General features: G+C 73.9%; 24 protein-coding genes. 17 read left to right on the top strand and 7 right to left on the bottom strand.

Features of this window, described 5'->3' with window-relative positions; translation table 11 throughout:
- Nucleotides 1–16: 16 nt before the first annotated feature.
- On the bottom strand, nt 17–4,636 hold the full coding sequence (locus tag AB0J72_RS40820) for a pentapeptide repeat-containing protein (RefSeq protein WP_363409341.1): 4,620 nt from the start codon (nt 4,634–4,636) through the stop codon (nt 17–19).
- Nucleotides 4,633–5,109 carry a hypothetical protein gene (locus tag AB0J72_RS40815; RefSeq protein ID WP_363409338.1) on the bottom strand — a complete coding sequence of 159 codons (477 nt, stop codon included), beginning with the start codon at nt 5,107–5,109 and terminating at the stop codon, nt 4,633–4,635. The genes AB0J72_RS40820 and AB0J72_RS40815 overlap by 4 nt, the downstream gene beginning before the upstream one ends.
- Nucleotides 5,110–5,269: 160 nt before the next feature.
- On the opposite strand from AB0J72_RS40815, the gene AB0J72_RS40810 reads away from it, so the two are divergent.
- Nucleotides 5,270–6,979 (top strand): glycosyl transferase, encoded by a 1,710-nt coding sequence (locus AB0J72_RS40810; protein WP_363409335.1) that lies wholly within the window; start codon nt 5,270–5,272, stop codon nt 6,977–6,979.
- Nucleotides 6,980–7,132: 153 nt separating this feature from the next.
- On the opposite strand, the gene AB0J72_RS40805 is transcribed toward AB0J72_RS40810, so the two are convergent.
- Complete coding sequence (locus tag AB0J72_RS40805; protein WP_363409332.1) at nt 7,133–8,641, bottom strand: PAS domain S-box protein; 1,509 nt, start codon at nt 8,639–8,641, stop codon at nt 7,133–7,135.
- A 34-nt stretch (nt 8,642–8,675) separates the two neighbouring features.
- Between AB0J72_RS40805 and AB0J72_RS40800 the strand changes: the two genes are divergently transcribed.
- Together AB0J72_RS40800 and AB0J72_RS40795 are read left to right on the top strand one after the other, a co-directional pair.
- The gene (locus AB0J72_RS40800; protein WP_363409329.1) at nt 8,676–9,341 is read left to right on the top strand and encodes a response regulator transcription factor; all 666 of its coding nucleotides are present in this window, start codon (nt 8,676–8,678) and stop codon (nt 9,339–9,341) included.
- 84 nt (nt 9,342–9,425) lie between these two features.
- The gene (locus AB0J72_RS40795) at nt 9,426–9,806 is read left to right on the top strand and encodes a hypothetical protein (RefSeq protein WP_363409326.1); all 381 of its coding nucleotides are present in this window, start codon (nt 9,426–9,428) and stop codon (nt 9,804–9,806) included.
- Nucleotides 9,807–9,828: 22 nt separating this feature from the next.
- Here AB0J72_RS40795 and AB0J72_RS40790 read toward each other — a convergent pair whose 3' ends face one another.
- Nucleotides 9,829–10,827, bottom strand: coding sequence for a GNAT family N-acetyltransferase (locus AB0J72_RS40790; protein ID WP_363409324.1), 999 nt, complete (start codon nt 10,825–10,827; stop codon nt 9,829–9,831).
- Nucleotides 10,828–10,941: 114 nt separating this feature from the next.
- Here AB0J72_RS40790 and AB0J72_RS40785 point away from each other — a divergent pair, with 114 nt between their 5' ends.
- The 3 genes from AB0J72_RS40785 to AB0J72_RS40775 all read left to right on the top strand — a co-directional run bounded on the left by AB0J72_RS40785 (nt 10,942) and on the right by AB0J72_RS40775 (nt 12,763).
- On the top strand, nt 10,942–11,337 hold the full coding sequence (locus AB0J72_RS40785; protein WP_363409321.1) for a hypothetical protein: 396 nt from the start codon (nt 10,942–10,944) through the stop codon (nt 11,335–11,337).
- Between the two features lie 53 nt (nt 11,338–11,390).
- A complete protein-coding gene (locus AB0J72_RS40780) occupies nt 11,391–12,143 on the top strand; it encodes an SDR family NAD(P)-dependent oxidoreductase (RefSeq protein ID WP_363409318.1) in 753 nt (250 codons plus the stop codon).
- Between the two features lie 104 nt (nt 12,144–12,247).
- Entirely contained in the window at nt 12,248–12,763 is a 516-nt protein-coding gene (locus AB0J72_RS40775; protein ID WP_363409315.1) for a gluconokinase, read from the top strand.
- A gap of 22 nt (nt 12,764–12,785) precedes the next feature.
- On the opposite strand, the gene AB0J72_RS40770 is transcribed toward AB0J72_RS40775, so the two are convergent.
- Nucleotides 12,786–13,553, bottom strand: a complete 768-nt coding sequence (locus AB0J72_RS40770; RefSeq protein WP_363409312.1) for a VWA domain-containing protein — start codon at nt 13,551–13,553, stop codon at nt 12,786–12,788.
- Nucleotides 13,554–13,801: 248 nt separating this feature from the next.
- Here AB0J72_RS40770 and AB0J72_RS40765 point away from each other — a divergent pair, with 248 nt between their 5' ends.
- The gene (locus AB0J72_RS40765; protein ID WP_363409309.1) at nt 13,802–15,679 is read left to right on the top strand and encodes a Calx-beta domain-containing protein; all 1,878 of its coding nucleotides are present in this window, start codon (nt 13,802–13,804) and stop codon (nt 15,677–15,679) included.
- 141 nt (nt 15,680–15,820) lie between these two features.
- Nucleotides 15,821–16,828, top strand: a complete 1,008-nt coding sequence (locus tag AB0J72_RS40760) for an LLM class flavin-dependent oxidoreductase (RefSeq protein ID WP_363409306.1) — start codon at nt 15,821–15,823, stop codon at nt 16,826–16,828.
- Here AB0J72_RS40760 and AB0J72_RS40755 read toward each other — a convergent pair.
- Nucleotides 16,825–17,259 carry an SRPBCC family protein gene (locus AB0J72_RS40755; RefSeq protein WP_363409303.1) on the bottom strand — a complete coding sequence of 145 codons (435 nt, stop codon included), beginning with the start codon at nt 17,257–17,259 and terminating at the stop codon, nt 16,825–16,827. The two genes, AB0J72_RS40760 and AB0J72_RS40755, sit on opposite strands and share 4 nt — an antisense overlap.
- A 206-nt stretch (nt 17,260–17,465) precedes the next feature.
- On the opposite strand from AB0J72_RS40755, the gene AB0J72_RS40750 reads away from it, so the two are divergent.
- The 8 genes from AB0J72_RS40750 to AB0J72_RS40715 all read left to right on the top strand — a co-directional run bounded on the left by AB0J72_RS40750 (nt 17,466) and on the right by AB0J72_RS40715 (nt 24,513).
- Nucleotides 17,466–17,945 (top strand): GNAT family N-acetyltransferase, encoded by a 480-nt coding sequence (locus tag AB0J72_RS40750; RefSeq protein WP_344502722.1) that lies wholly within the window; start codon nt 17,466–17,468, stop codon nt 17,943–17,945.
- Nucleotides 17,932–18,432 (top strand): hypothetical protein, encoded by a 501-nt coding sequence (locus tag AB0J72_RS40745; protein WP_363409300.1) that lies wholly within the window; start codon nt 17,932–17,934, stop codon nt 18,430–18,432. Before AB0J72_RS40750 ends, AB0J72_RS40745 begins: the two co-directional genes overlap by 14 nt.
- Nucleotides 18,426–19,262 carry a GDSL-type esterase/lipase family protein gene (locus AB0J72_RS40740; RefSeq protein WP_363409297.1) on the top strand — a complete coding sequence of 279 codons (837 nt, stop codon included), beginning with the start codon at nt 18,426–18,428 and terminating at the stop codon, nt 19,260–19,262. Before AB0J72_RS40745 ends, AB0J72_RS40740 begins: the two co-directional genes overlap by 7 nt.
- 125 nt (nt 19,263–19,387) lie before the next feature.
- Nucleotides 19,388–20,476 carry an amidase family protein gene (locus AB0J72_RS40735; protein ID WP_363409494.1) on the top strand — a complete coding sequence of 363 codons (1,089 nt, stop codon included), beginning with the start codon at nt 19,388–19,390 and terminating at the stop codon, nt 20,474–20,476.
- A 203-nt stretch (nt 20,477–20,679) separates the two neighbouring features.
- Nucleotides 20,680–21,996, top strand: a complete 1,317-nt coding sequence (locus AB0J72_RS40730) for a hypothetical protein (protein ID WP_363409294.1) — start codon at nt 20,680–20,682, stop codon at nt 21,994–21,996.
- Between the two features lie 59 nt (nt 21,997–22,055).
- Nucleotides 22,056–22,694, top strand: coding sequence for a hypothetical protein (locus AB0J72_RS40725; protein ID WP_363409292.1), 639 nt, complete (start codon nt 22,056–22,058; stop codon nt 22,692–22,694).
- Nucleotides 22,695–22,962: 268 nt separating this feature from the next.
- Nucleotides 22,963–23,679, top strand: a complete 717-nt coding sequence (locus AB0J72_RS40720; RefSeq protein ID WP_363409289.1) for an alpha/beta fold hydrolase — start codon at nt 22,963–22,965, stop codon at nt 23,677–23,679.
- A gap of 48 nt (nt 23,680–23,727) precedes the next feature.
- Nucleotides 23,728–24,513, top strand: a complete 786-nt coding sequence (locus AB0J72_RS40715) for an endonuclease/exonuclease/phosphatase family protein (RefSeq protein ID WP_363409286.1) — start codon at nt 23,728–23,730, stop codon at nt 24,511–24,513.
- 85 nt (nt 24,514–24,598) lie between these two features.
- On the opposite strand, the gene AB0J72_RS40710 is transcribed toward AB0J72_RS40715, so the two are convergent.
- Nucleotides 24,599–25,321 (bottom strand): hypothetical protein, encoded by a 723-nt coding sequence (locus AB0J72_RS40710; protein ID WP_363409283.1) that lies wholly within the window; start codon nt 25,319–25,321, stop codon nt 24,599–24,601.
- A 75-nt stretch (nt 25,322–25,396) separates the two neighbouring features.
- Between AB0J72_RS40710 and AB0J72_RS40705 the strand changes: the two genes are divergently transcribed.
- Nucleotides 25,397–26,269, top strand: a complete 873-nt coding sequence (locus AB0J72_RS40705) for a LysR family transcriptional regulator (protein WP_363409280.1) — start codon at nt 25,397–25,399, stop codon at nt 26,267–26,269.
- The last annotated feature ends 203 nt before the right edge of the window (nt 26,270–26,472 follow it).

Genomic DNA, 26,472 nt, shown 5'->3' with positions numbered 1-26,472 from the left:
CGCGACCCCGCGTAGCTCAGCCGTGCGACGTGGGGAGCGGCGGAAGCGCCCCGAACGTCTCGGCCGGCAGCCCGTCGGCCCCCCAGAAGATCCACCGCCACGCCCCGGAACTCGCGCCAATGAGATCCCCGGACACCGCGTCGAAGACCGCCATCTCGCCGTCGGCGAATCCGTGGGCAACGAACCGATCGGCTTGACCGCTCGTCGCGTTCCAGATTCGAAGGGTGGCGTCATCGCCGCCGCTCGCCAGTCGGGTGCCGTCCGGCGACCATGCCACCGATCGCACCCAGTCGGTGTGCCCGGAGATGTGCAGCTGCGCTTCGCCGGTCGCCGCGTTCCAGACCCGCACGCCGTCGTTGCCGCCGGTGGCCAGGCGGGTGCCGTCCGGAGACCACGCCACCGAGTTCACCGTGCCGGTGTGGCCGGCGAGCCGAAGGCGCTCGATGCCGGTCACCGCGTCAAAGATCGGCACGTCACCGCCGGTGCCGGTGGCTAGGCGGGTGCCGTCTGGTGACCATGCCACCGTGTTCACTGCGCTGGTGTGGACGGCGAGGTGGAGGCGTTCGGCGCCGGTCTCCGCGTCCCAGACCCGGACACTGCCAAAGTCGCCGGTGACGAGGCGGGTGCCGTCCGGTGACCATGCCGCCGAGTTCACCGAGCTGGTGTGGACGGCGAGCCGGAGGTGTTCGCCGGTCGCCGCGTTCCAGACCCGCAACCTGTCATCGCCGCCGCTGACGAGGCGGATGCCGTCCGGGGACCACGCCACCGACCGGACCCAATCGGTGTGCCCGGCGAGGTGACGGTGTTCGGCGCCGGTCGCCGTATTCCAGATCCGCGCGCCGTCGTTGCCGCCGGTGGCCAGGCGGGTGCCGTCCGGTGACCATGCCACCGAGTTCACCGAGCCGGCGTGGCCCGCGAGCCGGAGATGTTCGGCGCCGGTCACGGTGTTCCAGATCCGCAACCTGTCCTTGCCGCCGGTGGCCAGGTGAGTGCTGTTCGGTGACCACGCCACCGACTGAACCCAGTCGATGTGCGCGGCGAACTGGAGGTGCTCGGCGCCGGTTACCGCGTCGCAGATCAGGACGTTGGTGCCGCTGCTGGTCGCGAGGCGGGTGCCGTCCGGCGACCACGCCACCGTGTCCACCGCGCCGGTGTGGCCGGCGAGCTGGAGGTGTTCGGTGCCGGTCGCCGTGTTCCAGATCCGCACCCGGTACTTCCCGGCGGTGGCGAGGCGGGTGCCGTCCGGTGACCACGCCACCTCGCTCCCCGCGCCGGTGTGCCCGGCGAGCCGGAGGTGTTCGGTGCCGGTCGCCGTGTTCCAGATTCGCACGCCGTCGTTGCTGCCGGTGGCCAGCCGGGTGCCGTCCGGTGACCACGCCACCGACCGGACCCATTCGGTGTGCCCGGCGAGCTGCAGGGGTTCGGCGCCGGCCGCCGTATTCCAGACCCGGACACCGTCGTCGCCGCCGGTGGCCAGATGGGTGCCGTCCGGTGACCAGGCCACCGCCTCGACTGAGCTGGTGTGCCCGGCGAGCTGGAGGTGTTCGACGCCGGTCGTTGCGTTCCAGACCCGGACACTGTCGTCGCCGCCGGTGGCCAGATGGGTGCCGTCCGGTGACCAGGCCACCGCCTCGACTGAGCTGGTGTGCCCGGCGAGGTGACGGTGTTCGGCGCCGGTCGCCGTATTCCAGATCCACACGCCGTCGTTGCCGCCGGTGGCCAGCCGGGTGCCGTCCGGTGACCACGTCACCGACCGGACCCAGTCGGTGTGCCCGGCGAACTGGAGATGTTCCTCGCCGGTCGTTGCGTTCCAGACCCGGACGCCGTCGTTGCCGCCGGTGGCCAGGCGGGTTCCGTCCGGGGACCACGCCACCGCGTTCACGGTGCCGGTGTGCCCGCTCGTGACCCACGGCGTGGTTCGAGCCTGTTTCGCACCCGGCAGGGGAGCGATGAGCAGGCCTTGGGCCGGCTGGGGTGAGGGGGTGCACCACAGGAGTTGCGTGCGGTGGCGGATGGACTGCGTGAAGTCGGCGTCGCCGATGTCGCAGTGGCGTAGGAGTGCGGAGGTGATCAGTGCGCCGTTGAGGTGGGCCTGGTGCAGGCGGGTGTCGTGCAGTTCGGCTGAGTCGAGGCGGGCGTCGGTGAGGTCCGCGCCGGTGAGGTCGGTGTGGTGGATGCGGGCGCGGCGGAGGTCGGCGCCGCGGAGGTCGGCGCCGGCCAGGCTCAGCGCGTGCCCGCTCATGTCGGGGTTGCCGATGGTCCAGTCGGCGAGGTTCGCGCCGGGGAGCTGGACCCGGGTCAGGGGTTGGTGCGGGTGTCCGTGCTCGGCGGCGCGCAGCGCGTACGCGAAGGCGAGCTCCGACGCCTCCGGCGTGTAGTGGTCCCGGATCGCCGCGAGGCCGGTGAGGGCCGCCGCGCGGGCGGACGCGGTGGCGGCCGCGAGGCACTGGCCGAGGAAGTCGAGGGTTTCCGGGCCGGGCACCGGCATGGCCACCGGGTCGGGGCCGGTGGCGGGGACTTCGCGCAGCGCGCGGAAGAGGTGGCGGGCGAGGAAGTACTCGAACAGTGAGCGGTGGCCGAAGGTGAACTCGTCGCCGTCGCGGCTGAGGAACGTGGCGGTGCGGAAGTCGGTCTTCCACAGGTCGGGGACGTTGTCGCGGTAGTGGCGGCGGAGGTCCGGGCGCTGGTGGAGGAGGTCCAGCAGCCAGTCGTCCACGTCGCCGGCGGTCCAGGAGTTGCGGCCGGAGCGCCAGATCTCCGCGGCGATCGCCTCCATGAGCAGGTGCTTGTGGTCGGGCAGCAGGGTGTGCTTGCCGCTGTCGCGGGCCAGCCACCGCTCGACCACCTCGCCGTAGAGGTCGACGGCGCGCACCGCCCGGCCCTGGAGCTTCGCGGTCTCGATGAACTCGACCTGGTCGGAGATGAGCTTCAGCGTCATCGGGCGGCGGGCCAGGTCGGTGAGGTCGTGGACGCTGCCGATGAGGGTCAGGAACGCCTCGACCTTGTCCGGCTCGGCGTCGAGGTTGCCCGCGAGGTAGTCGCGGATCTGCCGCTCGCCGAAGGGGAGCATCAGCAGCGCCAGGTAGTCCTTGCCCTGCGGGCCCTGCCGGTCGTCGCCGGTGAAGAAGTTGACCTCGTCGCGGATCGTGCGGAAGTACTGCGTCCGGCAGGTGACCAGCATGCGGGTGCTGGTCGTGCCCTCGACGGCGCGCCACAGCTGGCGGATGAAGAGCCGCTGGTCGTGCGGCTCGAGGTGGACCAGCGCCTCGTCGAGACCGTCGAAGATCACGACCGCGTCGCCCTGGGCGAGCCGGCGGCGCACGGTGTCGGCGGAGAGCCGCTCCCGGGGCACCGCCGCGGGCCGGCTGGCCTCCAGCATGCTGTCGAGGATCGTGTCCAGCGTGATCGCCCGGCTCAGGTCGCCGGCGCGGACGTCGCGGAGGTCGAACAGCAGCGGCAGCGGCGCCCCCTTCGAGCGCTGGTCGAGCAGCGCCCGCGCGAAGAGCTTCGCCGTCGTGGTCTTGCCCAGGCCGACGTCGCCCAGCAGCGCGCACAGCCGCGGGCCGTCCTGCGCCATGGCCCACTCCAGCAGCCGGTTGACGGCCGCCAGCGCCGGGCCCCGGTCCGGCGCCTCGAGGTGGGACTCGCGGAACGTGGTCTCGCTGACCTCGGCGTCCACCAGCACGGTGCTGTCGTTGCCGCCGCGGCGGTCCGTGAGCCGCTTGGTGTGCTCCGCGAGCTCGGCCGTGGCGTCGAGCGCCGGCGCCGGTTGCGCCCGGACCTCGGCGTGCAGCGCGTCGACGAGCGCGTCGATGTACTGCTTGCGCTGCTGGTCCCCGCGCAGCGCGGCCCATGGCTGCTCGCGGCGGCGCACCCCGCGTCGCGGCAACGGCCCGAGCGTGGGCGTCGCGTCGGGCAGGGCGGTCAGCGCGAAGACGACCCGGCGGCCGGGCCGGTCCAGGACGCGGTGCCGTTCGGCCGCGTTCGCCTCGTCGGTCAGGTACGACGGGCTGAGCAGCACGACGCGGACGTCCGCCTGCGCGCACAGCCGGTCGCGGCTGTCCTGCAGGTTCTCGCCGAGGCCGATCGAGTCGGGGTCGGCGACCTCCCACTGCCGTTCGCCGTCGAGCTGGAGGTGCTGCCGGAGCAGCCGGACCAGCTGCCGCGTCGGCCGGGAGCCGGCGTCGGCGGCGGCGACGCTGACATACACCCTGGTGCGTCGCGAGCCGCCCAGCTCGGTGACCTCGGGTGCGATCGGGTGCGCGATGCCGGTGTCGTCGGCCGCCCTGCCGGTGAACGCGACGATGCCCGCGTCCGTCAGGTCGCCGCCGGCGAACCAGCCGTGGCGGCGCTCCGGCGGACTCTTGCGGGGCTCCAGCTCCAGCTGCAGGTCGACGCCGGCCGTCTCGGCCGCGCGGTTGACCCGTCCCCGGAAGTCCTGGAAGGCGTCCTGGCCCCGCGCCTGGTCGGCGGGGAACTCCGCCTCGTCCAGGGCGGAGCGCAGCAGGAACCGTCCGCCCGCGTCGAGGAGGCCCACGATCACGTTCAGCCGGGCCGCCTGCAGCTCGGTCACCGCACCGGCGGCGCGCAGCGCCTCCACGCGGGCGACGGCCTCCGCCGGAGGGAGTGGGGTCACAGCGTCACGAACCCGTTCAGGTCGAGGACCCGGGCGCGGATCGAGTCGGCCAGTCTGTTCGCGAAGATCGTCCGCTTGACGCCGGACAGCTCGGCGTAGCTGCCCTGCTCCTGCCCGAAGATCAGCTGCTGCTCGATCCCGCCGAGGTCGCGGTGGGGGCTGAGCGGCGGCAGCGGCCCCAACGCCACCGGCAGCGAGCCCTTGTCGGCGGTGGGCCCGGCGAACCGGGGGAGCTCGTGCTGCCGGATGAACGGCCGGGTGAAGTAGGCGCTGGTCAGCAGCAACAGCCCGAAGTCGGCCTCGCCGAACCGGCCGACGATGGCCGGGCCGAACTCCTCGCCGCAGGTCAGGTGGCTGTCCTGCCACCACTGGACCTCCAGGTCCCGGAACAGGCCGAGCGCCGGCAGCAGGTCACGCAGCAGTGCTTCCTTGAGTCGCTGGTCCCGATGGCACCAACTCAGAACGATCCGCACCGACCGCATCAGGACCACCCCGGATAGCCCGGATCGACCCGGGATAGCGACGACGCTAACACAGCGGAGCGTGACCGGTCGCTCGCTGCGGCGTCGGGTAGGCGACTGTCGGAGCCGCCCGCGTACGGGTCGCCGATGCGGCAGCAGCTAGGGTCTCGGCATGGACGAGGGGCAATCCCGGAGTCGGTGGGCGGGCGACGCGGTGGCGGTGGCCGGGTATCTTGCCGGGGCGGTCGTGCTCTGCGGGCGGCTGCTCGCGCATCCCGGGCAGCGGCTGCCGTACACGCCGGGGGACCGGATCCTCGCCGAGTACTACCTGGCGTGGGCGGCGCGGTGCGTGCGGCACCTGGAGAACCCGTTCCTCCTCGACCGGCTGAACGCGCCGGTGGGCGTCAACGGCATGGCGAACACGACGATGTTCGGGCTGGGGCTGCCGCTCGCGCCGGTGACGATGCTGGTCGGGCCGGGGATCACGTTCGACCTGCTGGTGGTGCTGACGCTCACCGCGACCGCGGCCGCCTGGTTCTGGCTGCTGTCCCGGCACGTCGTGGACAACCGGGTCGCCGCCTGGGTGGGCGGGCTCGTGGCCGCGTTCGCGCCGAGCGTCGCCAACCACGCCACGTTCCACCCGAACCTCACGGCGCAGTTCCTGGTGCCGGTCATCGTGTGGCGGGTCGTGAAGCTGCGCGACGCGCCGGTGCGGGGCGGGCTGATCCTGGCCGCGCTGGTGGTGTGGCAGGTCTTCATCAACGAGGAGACGCTGTTCATCACGGCGCTCGCCATCGGGGTGTTCGGGCTGCTGTGGCTGGTGCAGCGGCCCCGCGAGACGCGGGCGCTGAGCGTCCTCGCCGGGCTCGGGGTCACGCTCCTCGCGACGTCGGTCGTGCTCGCGTTCCCGCTGTGGTGGCAGTTCTCGGGCACGGGCGCCTACCGCGGCGGCGAGCAGCAGATGACGGCGTTCCACACGGACCTGCTGGGGTTCACGTCGTTCTCGCGCAACTCGGTGGCCGTGCGGTTCAGCGAGTTCCAGCCGGAGCCCGGGTTCTCCGCCGAGCAGCACGGCTACTTCGGCTGGCCGCTCGTCATCGCGGTCGCCGCCGTCGTGGCCTGGCGGTGGCGGGAGCCGCTCGTGCGGTCGCTCGCCGGCACCGGCGTCCTGTTCGCGGTGCTGTCCCTGGGCAACGAGCTCACGCTGTACCAGCGCGAGATCGGCGTCCCGGGCCCCTATGCCCTGCTGCGGCACCTGCCGCTCTTCGACACCCTGCTCCCGACGCGCCTCGGCGAGGCGGCCACCTGGGCGGTCGCGCCGCTGGTCGCGATCGGCCTCGACCGGCTGCCCGCGCCGGCGGGGCTGCGGCTGCTGAAGGTGGGTCTGGTCGCGGCGGTGCTGGTGCCGGCGGCGCCGGTGCCGATCAAGGTGTTCGACCGGCCGGCGGTCCCGGCGTTCATCGCGTCGGGGGAGTGGCGTTCCTTCGTCGGGCCGCAGGAGTCGGTACTGATCGTGCCGCTCGCCACGTTCGAGCACTGGACGGCGATGAGCTGGGCGACCGCGACCGGCACCGAGCTGCGGATGTCGCACGGCTACTTCCTCGGCCCGGCCGGCGGCGTGCTCGGCCGGCACGCGACCGTCGGCGCGCCGGCCCGGCCGACCGACCGGCTGATCAACGCCGCCACCGGCAACCATCAGGTCACCGCCGTCACCGACCTCGACCGGGAGCAGGCCAGGCTCGACCTCGCCTACTGGCGCACGTCGATCATCCTGGCCCCCGACGGTCCCGCCGCGGCGGCGGAGCGCGGCACCCTCGACGCGCTGTTCGGGCCGGGGCGGCTGACCGGCGGGCTGTGGCTGTGGGACGTCAGGAACCCCTGACCCGGCAGCGTGCGCGGGAAGGGCCGGCCCAGCGGATGGCGTGCGTCATGGTGGTGTCCCCTCGAAGGTCGTCCGACTGAAGGGAATCCTCGCGCCCGCCGGGGCGGGGCAGCAGTGCGCCGGCACCAGTGCCGGATGGATGCTGGCACCACATCACAGGGGGATGCTCGCCCGCACCGTCGTCCCCGCGCCGGCCGGGCTGTCGACGGTCAGGGTGCCGTCCAGCAGCGCGATCCGGTCCGCGAGCCCGCGCAGGCCCGAGCCGAGCCCGGCGTCGGCACCGCCGCGCCCGCCGTCGGTGACGGTCACGACCAGCTCCGCGCCGGACACGGCGACGTCGACGTGGGCGGTGCCGGTCCCCGCGTACCGGGCGACGTTCGTGACCGCCTCGCTCACCACGAAGTACGCGGTCGCCTCGACCGCCGGCGGGAACCGGTCGGCCGGCAGCTCGCCGAGGCGCAGCTCGACCGGGCTGCGCCGGGCCATGTCGGCGAGGGCGGCGCCCAGCCCGTACCGGGTGAGGCTGGCCGGATGGATGCCCCTGGCGAGGTCGCGCAGCTCGATCGCGGACTCCTCCAGGGCGGCGATGGCGTCGTCGAGGATCGCCGCGGCCCGCGCCGGCTGGTCGGGCAGGGCGGTGCGGGCCCTGGCGAGGGTCATGCCGAGGCCGACGAGGCGCTGCTGCGCGCCGTCGTGCAGGTCCCGTTCGAGGCGCTGCCGCTCGCCGACCGCCGCCTCGAGCACCCGGCGGCGGGACGCCTTGAGCTCCTCGGCCACCCGGTGCTTGTCGCTGAGGTCGCGGAGGTACCCGCTGAAGACGGCCGGACCGGCGACCGCGACCCGCGTGATGGTCAGCTCGACCGGGAACTCGGTGCCGTCGGCGCGCCGGCCGGTCGTCTCGACGCGCTGGTCGAGCAGGCGCGGCTCGCCCGAGGCGAGGAGCCGGCGCAGCCCCTGCCGGTGCGCCTCGCGCAGCGCGGGCGGCACGATCAGCTCGGCCAGCTCGCGCCCGACGGCCTCGTCGCGGCGGTAGCCGAAGGTCTGGCACGCGGCGGGGTTGAACTCGAGGACCACCCCGTCGGCGTCGGCGATGACGACGCAGTCCAGCGCGGAGTCGAGCACCGCGCGGAGGCGGGCCTCGCTGCGCCGTACCTCGTCCGCCGCCCGCGCCCGGTGCAGCGCGTCGCCGATGCGGCGGCCCAGGCTCTTCGCCGTCGACAGCAGGTCCGGCGGCGGCTCGGCGAGCGTGCTGGTGAAGAACTCGACGATCCCCTCCACGCCTTCCGCGCTCCGCAACGGGAAGCAGAACGCGGCGGACAGGCCGGCCTCCCCGGCGGCGGCCGCCCGCGGGAACGCCGCCTGCCGCCCGAACTCGCGCACCCACGCCGGCTCGCCGCGCTGCCACACCGCGCCCGGGAGCCCTTCGCCGCGGGCGAGCACGAGGTCGCGGGTCGCGGTCTCGAACGCCGCGAACCGGTCCGACGTCGACCACGTCGCCACGCACCGCAGCCCGCCGGGGGTCACCTGCCACATCGCGCCCACCGACCAGCCGAGGGCCCGGCCGATCGCGTCGAGGACGGGCCGCCCGGCCGGCTCCGGGGTGGCGAGGATGTCGGCGACGGCGTGCTCCAGGCGGAGCAGGAGGGCGAAGTCGACGCTCACGGGTCCTCCGGGGCAGGCGGTAGGTTACGGACCCATGAGTATCCGGGTCGTGGTGGCGGATGACAGTCTCCTGGTCAGGGAGGGAGTCAAGGCACTGCTCAGTGACCAGGCCGACCTGTCGGTGATCGGACTCGCCGCCGACCACGGGGAGCTTTTGTCCACTGTGGAGCGGTTGGTGCCCGATGTCGTGGTCACCGACATCTGCATGCCGCCGACCAACACCGACGAGGGCGTCCGGGCCGCGATCGCGCTGCGGGGCAGCCACCCGGCGATCGGCGTGGTGGTGCTCAGCCAGTACGACGACCCCGCGCACTCGACCGCGCTGCTGCAGGACGGGGTGGCCGGCCGGGCGTACCTGCTGAAGGAGCGCCTGGCGCAGCCCGGCCAGCTCGCCGACGCGGTCCGGGCGGTCGCCGGCGGCGGCTCCGTCATCGACCCGCGGATCGTGGAGACGATGCTCACCGCCCGCGCCCGCCCGGCCGGCAGCGCGCTGCGCCACCTGACCGCCCGGGAGCGGCAGGTGTTGGCGGAGATGGCCACCGGCGCCAACAACTCCACGATCGCGGAGCGCCTGTTCGTCACGGTCCGCGCCGTCGAGCGCCACATCAACTCGATCTTCGCCAAGCTCGGCCTCGTCGAGGAGGGCGAGACCCACCGCCGCGTCGGCGCCGTGCTGCTCTACCTGGCCGATCGCGACTGAGGATCGCCTTGTGGTGCGTGCACCACAGGCGTTCGTGGTGCGGCCGTCGTCGCCCGCCGGTGGGGGAGCGGGCAGGCTGGGCGCGTGGACGAGGACCTGAGCGAGCTTTTGCCGCGCGGGCTGCGCCGCGTGGAGGACGCGGCCGGCGTGCACCTGACCGGCGAGCGGGACGGGTTCCGGGTCGACATCCGCCACACCGGCGGCGCCATGGTCACCCGGGTCGCGGCGGCCGTGCCGGAGCTGCAGGCCCTCGGCAACGCGGCCGGCACGCTCGTCCCCGACGCGGGCGCGCCACCGGCGGCCGTCGCCGCGCTGTGCCGGGCCGGGGCGTCGTGGCGCGACGTGCGCGTCAGCGGCGGCCCCGGCGGGCTCGTCGCGGTCCGCCGGTCCGAATTGTCCGGCTACGCGCACGACCTGCGCCTGCTGGAGTCCCTCGCCGCCGCGCTCGGCGGCACCCCGCTCTAGAGCCGCTGTTCAGAGCCGCTGTTCAGAGCCGCTGTTCAAGGACCTGGCCGGGCCAGTCGACGCCGGTGGCGAGGCGGACCGTGAAGGTCTCCGTGGGGGTGAAGCCCTGCCGGCGGTACCAGCCCACCAGCGCCTGGTCGTCGCCGGCGTAGCAGTCGACCCGCAGCAGCCCGATCCCGCGCCGCACGGCGAGCACCCGGGCGTGGTCCAGCAGCGTCCCGCCCAGCCCGCGGCCCTGCCGGGCGCGGTCGGTGACGAGGAGGTTCACGTACAGCTCGGGCTCGTAGACGACCGGGATGTTCTCCGGCGCCTCGCCGACCACGATCGCGCCCACCGCGGTGCCGTCGATCTCGGCGACGTGCAGGTGGCCCTGCGGGACCCACCGCATCATCGCGGTCAGCCGGCGCGGGTTGGTCGAGTGCGGCTCGGTGCCCCACTGCCCGGTCCGGCCCAGCCCGACGAGCCAGCGGGTCGCGCCGTCCATCAGCCCCAGGACGGGCTTGACGTCGGCGAGGGTGCCCGGCCGGACGTACGCCTCCTCGTCCCGCAGCGACAGCTCCAGCTCCACCTCGTCGCGCAGCGGGATGCCGAAGTCGCCGGCCTCGGGGATCCGCGGCTTGCGGCGGCGGGCGCGCTGCACGGCGCCGGGGTGCACGGCCCGGACCCGCAGCCCCCGCCGCTGGTAGAACCGCAGCGCGTCCAGGTTGTCGCTGGTGGTGATGAGCCACAGCCGGCTGCAGCCGGCGTCGGCCGCGACCGCCCGCGCGGCGTCCAGCAGCGCCGTCCCGATCCCGGCATGTGGACGGACGGCGTTGAGCGTGACGATTTCGAGGCCCGTCGCCGCGACCTCATAGGTGAGAAGACCCACCCGTTCGCCCGTTGCGCTTTCGGCCACCAGACCCGGCAGCCGGTCGGCGTCGCGACCGTTTTCTCCCGTGATGACGTGGACCGCACCGTATGCATTGGCGAGCAATTCTTGCAACCAGGACAGGTCGCCCTCGGCGACCGCTCGGACCAGCACCTGCGTACCCTATCCGGGAAATTGAATTTCGCGGATGCTGGCAAATTCGCGACATTCCGAGAAGCGCTCCGTTGGGCCATGATGACGGTGGGCATCACCGGGGAGGGGCGGACCTTGGACGGACTCACGCGGGCACGCACGCCCGGCTGGGTCGTCGGCGTCCTCGCCCTGGTCCTCGCGATGCTGTTCGGGGCGACCGTCGGCTCGCCGGCGTCCCACGCCGGGATCGTCCACCAGCTCCTCACGTCCAGCCCCGTCCCGTTCGCCGTCGGCCATCATCACCACGAGTCGTCGTCGGACGGCGACGAGGACGACGAGCGGCAGCCGCTCATGCTGCACGCCGAAGGCGAGCAGGTGGTGGACACCCCCGAGGTCGCGGCCCATCAGGCCGCGCAGCTCACCACGGGCGTCATCGCGCAGCTCATGCCGGCCTCCGGTGTCGAGCCGTCCGCGGGCGCCGAGACGGGCCACGCGCCCGCCCGCGCCGCGTTGCAGGTCTGGCGCACGTAAGCCGAACTCCACCCCCGTCGTTGTTGTCACCTCGACACGGTTGGAGTGATGTCATGTCCGCACCCGCGGACGCTATCCGCAAGCGTTCGGTCATCGTGACCGGCGCCTCGAGAGGGCTCGGCGCGGCCCTGTTCCACGCGCTGCAAGCCGACGGTGCCAGGGTCTTCGGCCTGGCCCGCACCTTCCCCTCGGAGCAGCAGGTGCTCGCCGCTCGGCATCCGGCGTCGGTACGGCTGCGCGCCACCGACCTCGCCGAGGCCGTCAGCCTCCCGACGGAGGCGGAGCTGGCCGCGTTCATCGGCGGGACCGCACCCGAGGACGAGGTCGTCCTGCTGCACAACGCCGCGACGGTCGAGCCCATCGGCCTGGTCGGCGAGCTGACCCCCGAGGACGTGTTCGCCGCGGTCCAGGTCAACCTGGTCGCGCCGATCCTGCTCACGAACACCTTCCTGTCCGCCTTCGCCCACGACCCGGTGCCCCGCCTGCGGATCGTCTACGTCGCCTCCTCCGCGGCGCACCGCAGCTACCCGGGCTGGGCGACGTACTGCGCCACCAAGGCGGGCGCGGAGGCGTTCATGCGCTGCGTCAGCGAGGCGTCGAGCCGCTCCTGCACGGTGGAGATCGTCGACCCGGGGGCCATCGAGACGCAGATGCAGCGGACGCTCCGCGAGCGCGGCACGGGCCTGCCCGGCCACGCCCGCCTCGTCGAACGCCACCGGGTCGGCGACATCGCCGACCCGGCGACCGTCGCCAAGCAGCTCGTCGCCCGCCACTTCCCCCCGTTGGTGGCGATGGCCGCGTCCTGACCGCGCGCCGTCAAGGGCCGGTCGGCGACCACCGACCGGCCCACCCCGGATTCCGGCAGCGACCGCAGTGTGTGGCGAACCGGTCGCTTGGGTACCGTGTCGCCATGCCGGACAGCCCGCCTCCAGTGATCGTCGTGATGGGTGTCGCCGGGACCGGCAAGACCACCGTCGGGGCGCTGCTCGCCGGGAGGCTCGGCTGGCGGTATGCGGAGGCGGACGACTTCCACCCGCCGGCCAACGTCGCCAAGATGGCGGCGGGGCAGCCGCTCACCGACGAGGACCGCGCGCCGTGGCTCGCGGCGATCGGCCGCTGGATCGACGGGCACGCCGCCGAGGGCACCCCCGGGGTCGTGTCGTGCTCGGGGCTGCGCCGGGCGTACCGCGACCAGCTGCGCGACGGCCGCCCGCAGGTGCGGCTGGTGCTCCTCGAAGGCTCCCGCGAGCTGATCACGCGCCGGCTCGCGGCCCGCCACGGTCACTTCATGCGCGTGGAGATGCTCGACAGCCAGTTCGCCGCCCTGGAGCCGCCGCAGCCCGGCGAGGACATCCTGGCGGTGTCGATCGACGCCACCCCCGAGCAGATCGTCGACGAGATCGTGCGGGGGACCCGCCCGCAGTGAGACCGGCGCCCCGGCCGTGCGGTCAGGGGGTGAGGATGCCGGCGGCCGTGGCCGCGGCGACCCAGGTGTCCCACTCGTCGGCCATCGCCTCGGCGAACTGCAGGTCGCTGCACGTCAGCAGGTCGAGCGCCTCGGTCGAGTACTTCGTGTCCACGTTGTCCAGCAGGCGCTTGGAGTCGTCGAGGTCGTCGAGGCTCTGGAAGTACTCGACGGGCTTGATGGCGAGCAGCTTCAGGAAGACCGGGTAGCGCGACAGCTCGCACACCACCTTGGTCGTCGCACGCTTGCTGTCCGGGCTGCCGTCGGCGACGACGATGCAGAAGATCGGCGCCGTCGTCTGCTCCGCCTCGGCGAGGACCACGGCGAGCGCGTCGGCGAGGTTGGTCGTGCCCATCCAGCCCTGGTTGATCTCGCGGTCGACGACGCCGCTGTAGTTGTCGACGGTCACCGCGACCGTCGGCAGGACCTTCGTGTCGAACGGGACGACCGGCACGGTGCCGTCGATGTCGATCTGCAGCGCGAAGCCGAGGGCCCGCTCGACCAGGGTCTGCACCGCGCCGGACTTGTAGTCGGGGCGCATCGAGCCGGAGTGGTCGAGCACGAGCATCGCCTGGGCGCGGATGCCGCCGAGCCCGCGCCTGCTGAGCGCCAGGCCGGCCTTGTCGGCGCGCTTGGCGAGGTCGACGTGGCCCGACTCGCGCACCTTGGCGAGGTTGACCGCGGGCGCCCCCGACGGCTCCTTGACGAGCTGCACGGCCCGCGCCGCGGTCAGCTGCGTTCTCCCGGCCATGCCGCCACCCCCCTGTACGTCGGTAGAGGACAACCGTAACTCCTGCGGGTGTGTCGACATTCGTACACCCGGGCGAAGGACTGAATTGAATGTGGAACCGCGATTCACGGACACTCACAGGAGTGAATTCGTAAGGGTGGCTGAGCGCTTCTTATCCGACGCCGGCCCGGCCGGCAAGTCCTGTTTCGCGCGGACGGCACCATTGTTTGCTTCTCCTCGGCAACCGCCGACCGTCGCAGGAGGAGCACGTGAAACTCGCGTCATTACTCAGCCTGGCGCTGACCGCAGGGGCGGTGACCGTCCTCGCGACGGCAACCGCCGCGCAGGCCGCTCCAGGTGTCACCCCGCCCGGTGTCAGCCTGACGCTGGGACCCGGCCAGTCGGCCGACATCGCCAAGCACGTCGAGACCGCGCCGGTCCCGCCGAAGCCCGACATCGTCTTCCTGGCCGACACCACCGGCAGCATGACCGGGCCGATCGCCGACGTGCGCGCGAACGCCGCGTCGGTCCTGGGGCAGATCGCGGCCGCGCAGCCGCAGGCCCGGTTCGGCGTCGCGGAGTACAAGGACTTCGAGGACTCCGCGCCGTTCACGGTCCGCCAGGACGTCACCGCCGACCAGGCGGCGGTCCAGGCCGGCATCGGCCAGTGGGTCGCCGGTGGCGGCGGCGACCTGCCCGAGGACGGCATCAACGCGCTGTTCCAGCTCGCGAACGGCGCCGTGCACTTCCGCGACGGCGGCACCCGCATCATCGTGATGTTCGGCGACGCGCCGTCGCACGACCCGAGCCTCGGCCACCACCTCGCCGACACCGTCGCCGCGCTCAACGCCGCGCACATCCGCGTCGTCGCCGTCGACGTCGGCGCGATGAACACCGGCGGCCAGGCCGAGGCGATCACGTCCGGCACCGGCGGCGTGTACCTGCCGAACGTGCCCGCCGACCAGGTCAGCGCCGCCATCCTGGCCGGCGTCCAGGCGATCCAGGTCAAGGTCACCCCGGTGGTCCTCGACTGCGCCGCCGACCTGTCGGTGACGTTCGACCCGGCCGCGAAGACCGTCGACAGCGGCGCCGCCGCCGACTTCACCGAGCACGTCACGGTCGCGGGAGGTGCCGCGCCCGGCACGTACACCTGCAAGGTCGACTTCACGGTGGACGGGGTCAGCCAGGGTGCGGCCTTCGTCCAGACGCTGTCGGTCACCGTCCTGACCATGTCGGTCAACGACGTCGTCGTCGACGAGAACGCGGGCACCGCGACCTTCACCGTCTCGCTCTCCGGCCCGCCGACGTCCCCGGTCAGCGCGAACTACGCGACGGCCGACGGCACCGCCACCGCCGGCGCCGACTACACCGCGGGCGGCGGCACGGTCACGTTCCAGCCGGGCCAGACCAGCCGGCCGGTCACCGTGCCGATCGTCGACGACGCGCTCGACGAGCTCGACGAGACCTTCACGGTCAACCTGTCCGCGGCCACCGGCGCCGCGATCGCCGACGGCACCGGCCTCGGCACCATCGTCGACGCCGACCGCAACGGCACGTTCTCCTGCACGGCGCAGGTACTGCGGGTCGGCCCGCTGTCCTCGCCCGCGGCGAACCCGGCCGGCGTGCCGTGCGTGGACGACGGCAAGGTCCTCGCCCAGCTCACCCTCGACTCCGGCCTGATCAAGGTGGAGTCGAAGACCCTGGACGCGAACACGGCGCTCACCCCCGACGACCTCGGCACCGCACCCGCGGCCGGCGACAACGGCACGGCCAGGGCCACCGTCGAGGCGGTGAAGATCACCATCGGCGGCCTCGTCCCGACGACGATCGAGCTCGGGCTCGTCCAGGCCACCGCGAAGGCGACCTGCGCGTCCGGCCCGGGCGGCCTCGCGCCGGTCCTCAGCGGGTCTTCGAGCGTCGCGTACCTGAGGATCAACGGCGTCGCGGTCGCGGTCGGCGGCGCACCGCTCACCGTGCCGCTGGTGGTCGGCGCGCTCAAGCTCAACGCGACCACGACCACCCCGACCAGCGTCACCCAGCAGGCCGTCGTCCTCGACACGCTGCTGACGGACGTGGTCATCGGCGAGGCGCGCGCCGACGTCCACGGCAGCGCCGTCAACCCGACCGGCAACCCCTGCCGCGTCTGACCGGCACCGCGGCGCGGCCCGCCCCTTCGCACTGGGGAGGGCCGCGCCTGTTGGCGTTTGCGGCAGGTGTACGACCAGCGTCACGTCACACGGCGCCGCCTTCGGGAACATTCCCCGGGACGGCGCTGTTGACCATGACTTGTGACCGAGATTCCGCTTTCCGTCCTTGACGTCGCGCCCCGCGCCGCGAACGCGTCCGCCGGCGATGCCCTGCGCAACACGACGGAGCTGGCCAGACGCGTCGAGGCGCTCGGATACCGCAGGTTCTGGGTCGCGGAGCACCACAACATGCCCGCGATCGCGAGCTCCACGCCCGCGGTGCTGCTGGCGCACCTGGCCGCCGCGACGTCCACGATCCGCGTCGGCTCCGGCGGCGTGATGCTGCCCAACCACGCGCCGCTCGTCGTCGCCGAGCAGTTCGGCACCCTCGAGGCGCTGCACCCGGGCCGCATCGACCTCGGCATCGGCCGGGCGCCCGGCACCGACCAGCACACGGCGCTCGCGCTGCGCCGCACCATGGAAGGGCTGTCCGCGGAGCACTTCCCGGAGGAGCTGCAGGACCTCATCGCCTACTTCACCGGCGACGACGCCGGGCAGCGCATCCTCGCCTCACCGGGGCGCGGCGACAAGCCCGACGTGTGGCTGCTCGGCTCCAGCGGCTTCAGCGCCCAGCTCGCCGGCCTGCTCGGCCTGCCGTTCTCGTTCGCGCACCACTTCTCCAGCGCCAACACGCTGCCCGCGCTGAGGCTCTACCGCGACAGCTTCCGGCCGTCGCAGTGGCTCGACGCCCCCTACACGATGGTCGCCGTCAGCGCCGTCTGCGCCCCGACCGACGAGGAGGCCGAGTTCCTCGCCGGGCCGAGCCAGCTGTCGTTCCTGCGGTTGCGCTCCGGCCGGCCCGAGGCGATGGCGACGCCCGAGGAGGCGGCGGCCTACCCGTACAGCGACCGTGAACGCGAATTCGTGCTGGAGCGGCGCGAGGGTCAGGCCCTCGGCTCGCCGGACACCGTCCGCGCGCAGCTGACCGGGCTGCTGGACCGCACCCAGGCGGACGAGCTGATGCTGACCTGCATGGTGTACGACATCGAGGCCCGCGCCCGCTCGTTCGCGCTGATCCGCGAGCACGTCGCGGCGCACCTGACCCGCTAGGCCGGCCGGTCCGCCATGCGACGGGTCAGCTCGGCGGCCCGTCGCAGCTGCACGGACCTCGCCGTGCGCACCACGTACCGGCGCAGCAACGACGGCGAGTCGACCGTGATCGTCTCCGTGACCTCGGTCCCGGCCCCGGACGGCGCCAGCGTGACCGCCGCCCGCAGCCGGACCCGGCCGGGCGAGACGACGTCGCTGACCACCGCCGGTGCCGCCGGGTCGAGGGTCATCGTCACGCGGATCGGGTTCGTCCAGAAGCGGAACCGTTCGAGGGCCACGTAGCTGACCTGGTCGCCGTCGGCGCGCACGTCGCGGACGGCCACGACGAGCGGCGACAGGCCCACGTACGAGTGCGGGTCCGCCAGGTGCTCGAAGACCCGGGCGGGCGGGGCGGCCACGAGGAACGTGTGCGCGAAGGCATCGACGGACATGGGCTCAGACGGTAGCGTGGCCGATCTACCGTCGGTTGGCCTTTCCCGGCGGTTGGTCGGATGGCGGTCGCCCCGATCATCGGCGAGGATGGCAGACGATCTTGCGCGTCGTGCGCGGGCGGCCGGCTGACATCGGCGGCCCGTTCGGCGGTTCCCCGAGGCGAGGTGAGGCAACGTTGAATAAGACCTGGGTTCGGCTGCGACCGGTGGTCGAGAGCGATCTGGGGATGTTCCGCCGGTTCGTGACGGAGCCGGGGCTGGCCGGCCCGGCCTGGTCCGGCTACCGCGAGCCGACCGGCCCGGCCCGGCGCTTCGCCGAGGACGGCTTCCTCGGCGAGCACGACGGCCGGCTGATGGTCGAGGCCGACGAGACCGCCGCCGGCTACGTCAGCTGGGAGGCGACCGGCACCGGCTGGTCGCGGTACTGGAGCATCGGCATCATCCTGCTGCCCGAGTGGCGCGGCCGCGGCGTCGGCTGGCGCGCGCAGACGCTGCTGTGCGACTACCTCTTCGCCAACAGCGCGGCGCCGCGGATCGAGGCCCGCACGCAGCCGGAGAACATCCCGGAGCAGAAGGCGCTGGAGAAGGTCGGGTTCCTCAGCGAGGGCATCCTGCGCTCCGCGGAGTTCCGCGACGGCGCCTGGCGCGACGTCCTCGTCTACGGGAAGCTCCGTGGAGACCGATAAGCGTTCGCTGTTCGTGTACGAGGTGTACGTCGGTGAGCGGCTGCGCCATCTGGTGTCACCGCTCGAACCGGACGAGGTCGCGCAGTACGGGCTGCTGCCGGAGGCGGTCGTCGGGCTCCTCGCCGTCGGCGTCGACGGGCCCGCCGCGATGCAGCCCGACCACTTCGAGGAGAACCCGGCGTTCGTGCGCTTCCTGCACGAGATGATCGCCGACGACGTCTTCGTGGTGCCCGGCATCCGCGAGCAGGCCGCCGAGGTCGGCGGGCACGGCTGGGTGGACCTGCTGGACGCCCGTACCCCCGACCCCTCGGGCGACGTCCCCGCGTGCGACGTCATCGGGAGCGTGGAGGTGCGCGACGGCGCGTTGGTGCCGATGTCCTACCGGCCGAACGACCACCACCGGCTGCTCACCGAGGACGGCTTCTTCCAGCTGCCGGAGGAGCTGGAGATGTCGCTGCTGAAGCGTCTGCACGCTACCATGTGCTGATCGTCGTCAATTGGGCACGCAACGTGCTCTTCGCCGCGCTCGTCGTCCTCGCGCTCGCCTGCGAGGGTGGCGGGGGTCCTGCCGGCCCGGCCCCGTCGTCCGGCTCCTTGGCCATGGCCGCCCTCGGTGACTCGCTCACCACCGCGTTCGCGTCGTGCCTCGCACCCTCGCCGTGCCCGCGCAACTCGTGGTCGACCGGCGACGGCACCCGCGTCGACAGCCACTACCGGCGGCTGGCCAAGAAGCACCCCGGCCTCCGCGGCACCAACGCCGCCGCCGGCAGCGCCCGCGCCGACGCCCTCGCCGGGCAGGCCCGCGCCGCGGTCGGCGCGAAGGCCGACTACGTCACGATCCTCATCGGCGCCAACGACGCCTGCCGCCCCGGCCTCGGCGACATGACGCCCGTCGACACGTTCCGCAAGCAGGTCGACGACGCTCTCGCCGTGCTCAAGCAGGGCCTGCCGCAGGCGCGCGTCCTGGTCGTCAGCATCCCCGACATCAACCGGCTCTGGGAGATCGGGCACACCAGCCAGGTCGCGGTGAAGGCCTGGTCGTTCGGGATCTGCCAGGCGCTGCTCGCCGCGCCCACCTCCACCGCACCCGCGGACGTGGCGCGGCGCAAGGCGTTCGGGGCGCGGGTCGACGCGTACAACACCCAGCTCGCCGCCGCCTGCAAGGCCTACGGCCCCCGGTGCCGGGACGACGGCGGGGCGGCGCACCGGGTCGCGTTCACCCTCGACATGGTGGTCGCGCAGGACTTCTTCCACCCCAACTCCGCGGGGCAGAACGCGCTGGCGAAGGCGACCTGGCTCGGCCCGCCGGACTGGTGAGGTCCGACCCCCTGTGCGTTCGTCGCGCGGGCGCTACGCTCACTCAACGGCCCGCCGCGACGCTGCGGCGGCAGGTGGGAGGCGACGGTATGTCCGCGGACCCTACGGTGTGGCGGGTGAAAGGCATGCCGCTGGCCCACGCCACCGGGCACGGCCCGCTCGACGGCCTGCGGGTCGCGGTCAAGGACCTCTTCGAGGTCACCGGCTTCGCCGTCGGCGGCGGCAACCCCACGTGGCTCGCGTCCGCCCTGCCTTCCGCCGAGGACGCCCCCGCCGTCGCCCGGCTGCGCGCCGCGGGCGCCACCATCCAGGGCATCGCGCACACCGACGAGCTCGCCTACTCCCTCTCCGGCACGAACGTCCACTATGGTGCCCCGCCCAACCCTTCGGCACCCGGCCTCGTCACGGGCGGCTCCTCCAGCGGCCCCGCGTCGGCGGTCGCGACCGGCCACGCCGACATCGGCCTCGGCACCGACACCGGCGGCTCCATCCGTGTCCCCGCGTCCTGCTGCGGCCTCTTCGGCCTGCGGCCCACCCACGGCGCCGTGCCCACCGGCGGGGTGCTGCCGCTCGCGCCGTCGTTCGACACCGTCGGCTGGATCACCGCCACCGCGTCCCACCTGGCCCTCGTCGGCTCCGTCCTGCTGCCGTCCGGGCCGTCGGCACCGCCGTCGCGGCTGCTCGCCGCCGGCGAGGTCCCCGGCCTGTCGGGTGACTCCCTCTTCGGCCTGCCGGTCTCGCCCGTCACACTGTCCACCTGGGACGATCCCGACCCGCTGCTGCTGGCCTTCCGGCGCGTGCAGGCCGCCGAGGCGTGGCGGGCGCACGGCGAGTGGATCACCGCGCACCCGCGGGCGCTCGCCGTCGACGTCGAGGACCGGTTCCGTTTCGGCGCGTCCGTCACCGCCGCCGAGGAGGCCGCGGCCCGGTCGTTCCTCGCGGGGCTGCGGGCCGAGCTGCTCGACCTGCTGGCCGACCGCGACGCCTGGCTCGTCCTGCCGGCCGGCGGCCCCGGCCACCCCCGCGACCTGAGCCCCTCCGCCCGCGACACCTGGCGCCGCGACACGCTGCGGTGCGCGGTCCCCGCCAGCGCGTTCGGCCTGCCCAGCGTCTCCGTGCCGACCTCCTCGACGCCGCCGGCCGGGGTCGCCGTCATCGCGCCGCCCGGGCACGACCTGGGCCTGCTCGCCCTGGCGGCCCGCCCCCTGGCCTGAGCTCCGCCACCGCCTGCATCCCGGGCCTGGCGTCGGCCTTGCTCGGTCGTGCCGTCGTGCCGTCGGGCTTCGAGTGCTGCGCCCATGCAACCTCCACCCCCTCTCCCGACGTCTGTGTCGTGACACGGGCTCCTTTTCGTGGGTCAGGGATGGACGATGACCGATCTCGCCGTCGGCTTCGTGGTTTGCCGATGGGGGTCACGATGGCTGAGTCACCCCTCACCGCCCCCGGAGCCGCGATGACCGACGACCCGGCCGTCGGGACCGACGCCCACAGTGGACAGGCCGCCACCGCCGGTCCTGCCCGCGGAGTGATGCCTGCCGCACCGGCCTCGACGCCGTCGCTGTCGTCCCGTGCGGCCGCTGCCGACCCGGGGTGGCGCCGGTGGCCGCTGCTCGGCGGGGGCGTGGCCGCTGTGTCCCGCGGGGGCGTGGCCGCTGTGTCCCGCGGGGGCACCGCCTCCTGGCCGCGCCGGTGGCTGCTGCTCGGCGGCGCGGCCGCTGTCGTCGCCTCCGTCGCGGCGGTGGCGCTGCTCCCGGGCGGCGACCCGGCGCCGACGACACCCTCGGACGTCTTCACCGGCCTGCCGGCCAACCTGAACCCGTCGGGCGGCGCGTCGCCGTCACCCGGCGCGGGTGGGGCGGTCCGGGGTGAGCTGATGGTCGACGTGCCACGCCCACCGGTCGCGACCGGCGAGGCCGCCGCGGAGGCCGGACCCGGCAGGATCGGCCGCCCCCTGGTGCTGCACCTCAGCGTGGACCGGCTGCCGTCACCGTCCTTCGGCGTCACCTACCAGCAGCTCGTCCGCGAACGCCAGGAATCCCTCACCTTCCACGGCTCCACCGGCTCCACCGACCAGCTCGCCGGCACCGCCGACCAGCTCACCGGCGCCACCGACCGGCTCGGCGGCACCACCGTCCGGGCCGGCGTCACCACCGAGGGCTGGGAGCCGCAGATCGGCGCACCCACCCCGGTCACCGTCGCCGGCCGGCCCGCCGTGCTGACCTCCTTCGGCGGCACCACCGTCATCCGCTGGCAGGACGCCGACGGACTGTGGCTGCAAGTCGTCACCACGCTCGACGAGCCGCGCGCCCTGGTGTTCGCCACCGGGGTGCGCCTCGACCGCGCGTACCGCTGCGTCGTGCCCTACCGGCTCACCAACCTCCCCGACGGCATGCACGCGGACCGCTGCACGATGACGTTCCTCTCCGGCGAGACGCACACCATCCTCGACCTCACCGACGGCACGTCCGACCTCAGGCTGACCAGCGTCCCGCCGCAGGTGCCGGCCCGGCTGCCCGCCATGGACACCACGATCGGCGGCCACCCGGCCCGCCTCTCCGAGCGCACCGCCGACGGCCGGCGGATCCTCGAGGTCACCGTCGACGAGGGCGCGGGGGTGCTGCGGGCGACCGCGTCCGGCGCCTACGACGCAGGCGTGGTGCGCTGGATCCTGGACGACTGCGTCTGGACCGGCGGCAACACCGTTGCGGCGTGGCCCGCCAGCCCGCTGCCCTGAGCAGGACGACAGCCCGCTGCCCTGAGCAGGACGGCCGCCGCCGCCACTACGATGCGATCATGGCGCTCCTGCACCGGGCGGACCTGACGCCCACCAAACTCGAACTGCTCAACGCGTGGCTGCCCACCCGATCCTGGTACGTCGGTCCCGCCACCCCCGACGTCACGAAGGTCGGCGCGTTCCGCTTCGACGACCCCGCCGACGAGGTCGGCATCGAGACGATCCTCGTCCGCGCCGGCGACGGACCGGTCCTGCAGGTCCCGCTCACCTACCGCGGCGCACCGCTCGACGGCGCCGACCGCTGGCTCGTCGGCACCACCGAGCACTCGGTCCTCGGCACCAGGTGGGTGTACGACGCGACCGGCGACCCCGTCTACGCCGCCGCCCTCGCCCGCATCATCCTGACCGCCGAACCCCAGGCCGCCGAGGAGTTCGAGGTCGACGGCGTCCGCCAGGCCCGCCCGAGCGACGTGCAGGCCAACGGCAGCGGCCACGCCGGCGCCGCGGCCCCCGACATCACCGACCTCCTCCACGTGGAGGACGCCGACCCGACCCGCATCGCAACAAGCTCCCACGAGCTCACCGTGCTCAGGGTCCTCAAGGATGACGCCCCGACCCCTCCCGGCGCCCCGACCCTCACCGCCGCCTGGGGCGACGTCACGACCCCTCGCCTCCTGGCATACGCCACCGCCAGATAACGCCCACCGCCGCCCGTCTCGACCCGGGCCGCTCTGACCGGCCCGGCCTGGCCCGGTCGTGGGCGTGCGGGTGATGACCGACCTGTGCTCATGCGAAGCACGCGAGGCATCACCCGTTCGTCCCGGCGCGGGGCGGGCCACCCGACGCTCGTACGCGCCAACAACCAGCGCCGAACCGTTCGTCCCGGCGCGGGGCGGGCCACCCGTTCATTCTGGGCGCGGGTGGTTGCCGGCTCGTGCCGGCGCCGTTGTGGGGGATGCTGTCGGGGTGACCGACCTTCGAGTGCTCCGCGGTGGCTCCGGCACCCCGGCGATCCTGCTCCTGCACGGCCTCGGCGCCACCGCCGACGTGTGGGACGACCTGACCGCCCTCCTCGGCACGGCGTGGGTGGCACCCGACCTGCCGGGCCACGGCGGCTCGGGGTGGCAGGAGGAGTACACGTTCGCCGGGGTCGCGGACGCCGTCGCCGGGCTGGTCGACCCGGGCGGGACCGTCGTCGTCGGGCACTCGTTCGGCGGGGTGATCGGCCTGCACCTCGCCGGGCTGCCCGGCGTGCGGGCGGTCGTCGGGCTCGGCATCAAGGTCGCCTGGACCGCCGAGGAGCTCGACCGCGCCGCGGCGCTCGCCAGGAAGCCGCCGATCATCCACCCGACCCGCGAGGAGGCCGCAACTCGCTTCCAGCGCGTCGCCGGGCTCGTCGGCGTCAAGGACGACGCGCCGGACGCCGCCGTGGCCCGCGACGGCGAGGGCTGGCGGAGCACGCACGACCCGCGGACGTTCGCGGTCGGCGAGCCCGGGGTCGCCGCCCTCCTCGCCGCCGCGCGTGTCCCGGTCGTCCTCGCCCGGGGTGAGCACGACCAGATGGTGAGCCACGAGCAGCTCGCGGCGCTCGTCCCGGAGCCGGTCGACCTTCCCGGCCTCGGTCACAACGCCCACGTCGAGGACCCCGCCGCGCTCCTGCCCGTCCTCGCCGCCCTGCGCTGAGCGGACCACCCGACGGATCGGTGATCTACGATCGGCACGGTGCGGGTCATGACGTGGAACGTGTGGTGGCGGTTCGGCGACTGGCGGGCCCGGCACGAGGCGATCCTCGCAACCCTCCGGTCCGAGCAGCCCGACGTGTGCTGCCTGCAGGAGGCCTGGGCGGTCCGCGGCGGGGAGCACCAGGTCGAGCTGCTGGCGAGGGAGCTCGGCATGCACTGGGCGTTCAGCAGCTCGCCGATGCCGGGGCGCTGGCACGACCGGGTCGGCGACACGACGATCGATGTCGGCAACGCGGTGCTGAGCCGGTGGCCGATCGGTGCGACCGCGATCGGTGACCTCGGTGGCGAGGGCCGGACGGTGCTGCACGCCCGCATCGACGCCCCCGACGGTCCGGTGCCGGTGTTCACCACCCACCTGGACTCCCCGCCCGACGGCTCCGCGGCCCGGTGCGCGCAGGTCGAGCGGCTGGTGCCGTTCGTGGCCGAGCACCGCGTCCCGGAGCACCCGCCGGTGCTCACCGGCGACTTCAACGCCGAACCCGAGTCCGACGAGATGCGGCGCTTGGGCGGACACCTCACCGCGCCGGTCGTGCCGGGCCTGGTGCTGGTCGACGCGTGGCGGTACCACGGCCGCGACGACCCAGGGTGGACCTGGGACCGCCGCAACCCGCACGTCACTTGCCACGCGACGCCGAACGCCCGGATCGACTACGTCCTGGTGGGCCTGCAAGGCCCGGGCCGCGGGTCCGTCGAGCGCGTCCGCCTGGCGGGCACCGTCCCCCACGACGGCGTCTGGCCGTCGGACCACTTCGCCGTCGTCGCCGACCTGCGCTGAATCGCACACCACCTCCGGCTTCCGGTCGGCCGCTCGGGCGTCCCGGCCTTGTCCGACCCAGGAACGAGGCGCCGCCGCCGGGCGGTCATGCGACCAGCGACCGCCCGGCGACGGAGACGGCGGCCTCGGCGAACGCGCGGATGACCGGGTGGCAGCGGGAGCCGTCGCCGGCCAGCTCGGGCTGGAACAGGGTGCCCATCAGGAACGGGTGGCCGGCCAGCTCCGCGACCCGCACCTGACCCTCGTCGTCGAAGCCGGTGAAGCGCAGCCCGTGCCGGGTCAGCTCCGGCAGGAAGGCGTGGTCCAGCCCGTACGCGCAGTGGTACCGCTCGATGGAACGCTCGACCCCGAAGACGCGCTCGGCGAGCGAGCCGGGGGTCAGGTTGACCGCGCCCTCGTGGCCGACGAGCGAGCAGGCAAGGGGGACGATCAGCTGCTTGCCGGCGTCGGGCTCGGACTCGCCGTGCCGGGCGTCGGCGATGCCGCAGACCGTGCGGGCGAACTCCAGCAGCAGGTGCTGAAAGCCGCCGCACGTGCCGAGGAACGCGATGCCGTGCTCCCGGGCGACCCGCACGGCGTGCAGGGCACCCTCCTCGCTGAGGTACGGGCTGCCCGGCAGCAGCCAGATGCCGTCGAACCCGGCGAGGTCGGTCGCCGGCGCGTCGGGCGTCGGGATCCAGTACGCGTCGACGCCGACGCCGTGCTGCGCGCGGAGGACGTCGATCAGCCCCGGAATCCGGGAGTGGGAACGGACGTGCAGGGAGCGGTCGCCCACGAGGGCGATGCGGGCGGTGCGGGTCGCTGTCATGCATCCACTGTCCCGTGACCGGCGTACATCAGTCCAACAACTGATTCGCGTAGCAGGATAAGCAATACTGATGGCGTGGATCCGCACCTGCTGCGCACGTTCGTCGCGGTCGCGAGCGCCGGGTCGTTCTCCGCCGCGGCGCAGGACCTGGGCTACACGCAGTCCGCCGTGTCGCAACAGATCGCCGCGCTCGAGTCCGACCTGGGTACCACCCTGCTGCACCGGCGGCCGGTCGCGCCGACCGACGCGGGCGCGCGGCTGCTCGAACACGCCGGCCCGATCCTGCTGCGGCTGAGCGCCGCCCGCGCCGACGTGGCCCGCCTGTCGGGCCAGCCCGCCGCAACGGTCGTGCTCGGCGCCACGCCGTTCGCCGGCAGCGCGCGGGCCGCCGCGGTCCTCGCCGAGGTGCAGCGGGCCATGCCCCGCGTGCGGTTCACGCTGCTGCTGGCCGGCCGCGAGGCGGTGGCCACCGGCGTCGCCACCGGGACGCTCGACGTCGGACTCCTCGACGGCGTGACAGCACCCAGCGACCCGTTGCCACTGCCCGACGCAGGGCAGTTCGCGGCGTCGGTACTGGCGGAGTCCGCCGCCCTGGTCGCCTTCCCCACCGGCCACCCACTAGCCGGCCGCGCATCCGTCGGCCTCGCCGACCTGTCCGACGCGACGTGGATCGACGCGCCCGACGTCGCCACGCCCCTGCCGCAACTGCGGGCGCTGGCGCACAGCGGCGGGTTCCGCGAACGGTTCACCTACCAGGGCACCGACACCGGCGGCCTGCTCGCCCTCGTGGCCGCGGGCGCGGGCCTGGCGCTGCTGCCCGGCCCACTGACCCACCCGGGCGTCGCCGGCGTCCCGGTGACGCGGCCGCGACTCGTGCACCGCACGGAACTCGTCCACGGCTCACTCACCCCACCGGCCCGCGCCCTCGCCGAGGCGCTGCGCCCCTGACCCGTCCCACCGCGTGCCCCCCGGCCCTCGTCGCGCCGGCCGCTTGCCCGCCGCATGGCCATTGGGTCATCGACTGCTCACTTGCCGCCTCGCGCCCGCGTCCGTGCTGCGCCCGCGTCCGTGCTGCGCCCGCGTCCGTGCTGCGCCCGCGTCCGTGCTGCGCCCGCGTCCGTGCTGCGCCCGCGTCCGTGCTGCGCCCGCGT

Source organism: Dactylosporangium sp. NPDC049742, assembly GCF_040674675.1.
Taxonomy (GTDB): Bacteria; Actinomycetota; Actinomycetes; order Mycobacteriales; family Micromonosporaceae; genus Dactylosporangium; species Dactylosporangium maewongense.
The sequence above is the reverse complement of the archived record's forward strand: the minus strand, read 5'-3'. Positions and strand labels throughout refer to the sequence as shown.

Bases quoted from the DNA above. Each gene is read 5' to 3' on its own strand.
- AB0J72_RS40800 (WP_363409329.1), top strand. From the start codon at position 8,676: ATGAGTATCCGGGTCGTGGTGGCGGATGACAGTCTCCTGGTCAGGGAG.
- AB0J72_RS40810 (WP_363409335.1), top strand. From the start codon at position 5,270: ATGGACGAGGGGCAATCCCGGAGTCGGTGGGCGGGCGACGCGGTGGCG.
- AB0J72_RS40725 (WP_363409292.1), top strand. From the start codon at position 22,056: ATGGCGCTCCTGCACCGGGCGGACCTGACGCCCACCAAACTCGAACTG.
- AB0J72_RS40755 (WP_363409303.1), bottom strand. From the start codon at position 17,259: ATGTCCGTCGATGCCTTCGCGCACACGTTCCTCGTGGCCGCCCCGCCC.
- AB0J72_RS40710 (WP_363409283.1), bottom strand. From the start codon at position 25,321: ATGACAGCGACCCGCACCGCCCGCATCGCCCTCGTGGGCGACCGCTCC.
- AB0J72_RS40715 (WP_363409286.1), top strand. From the start codon at position 23,728: ATGACGTGGAACGTGTGGTGGCGGTTCGGCGACTGGCGGGCCCGGCAC.
- AB0J72_RS40775 (WP_363409315.1), top strand. From the start codon at position 12,248: ATGCCGGACAGCCCGCCTCCAGTGATCGTCGTGATGGGTGTCGCCGGG.
- AB0J72_RS40735 (WP_363409494.1), top strand. From the start codon at position 19,388: ATGCCGCTGGCCCACGCCACCGGGCACGGCCCGCTCGACGGCCTGCGG.
- AB0J72_RS40730 (WP_363409294.1), top strand. From the start codon at position 20,680: ATGGCTGAGTCACCCCTCACCGCCCCCGGAGCCGCGATGACCGACGAC.
- AB0J72_RS40780 (WP_363409318.1), top strand. From the start codon at position 11,391: ATGTCCGCACCCGCGGACGCTATCCGCAAGCGTTCGGTCATCGTGACC.
- AB0J72_RS40770 (WP_363409312.1), bottom strand. From the start codon at position 13,553: ATGGCCGGGAGAACGCAGCTGACCGCGGCGCGGGCCGTGCAGCTCGTC.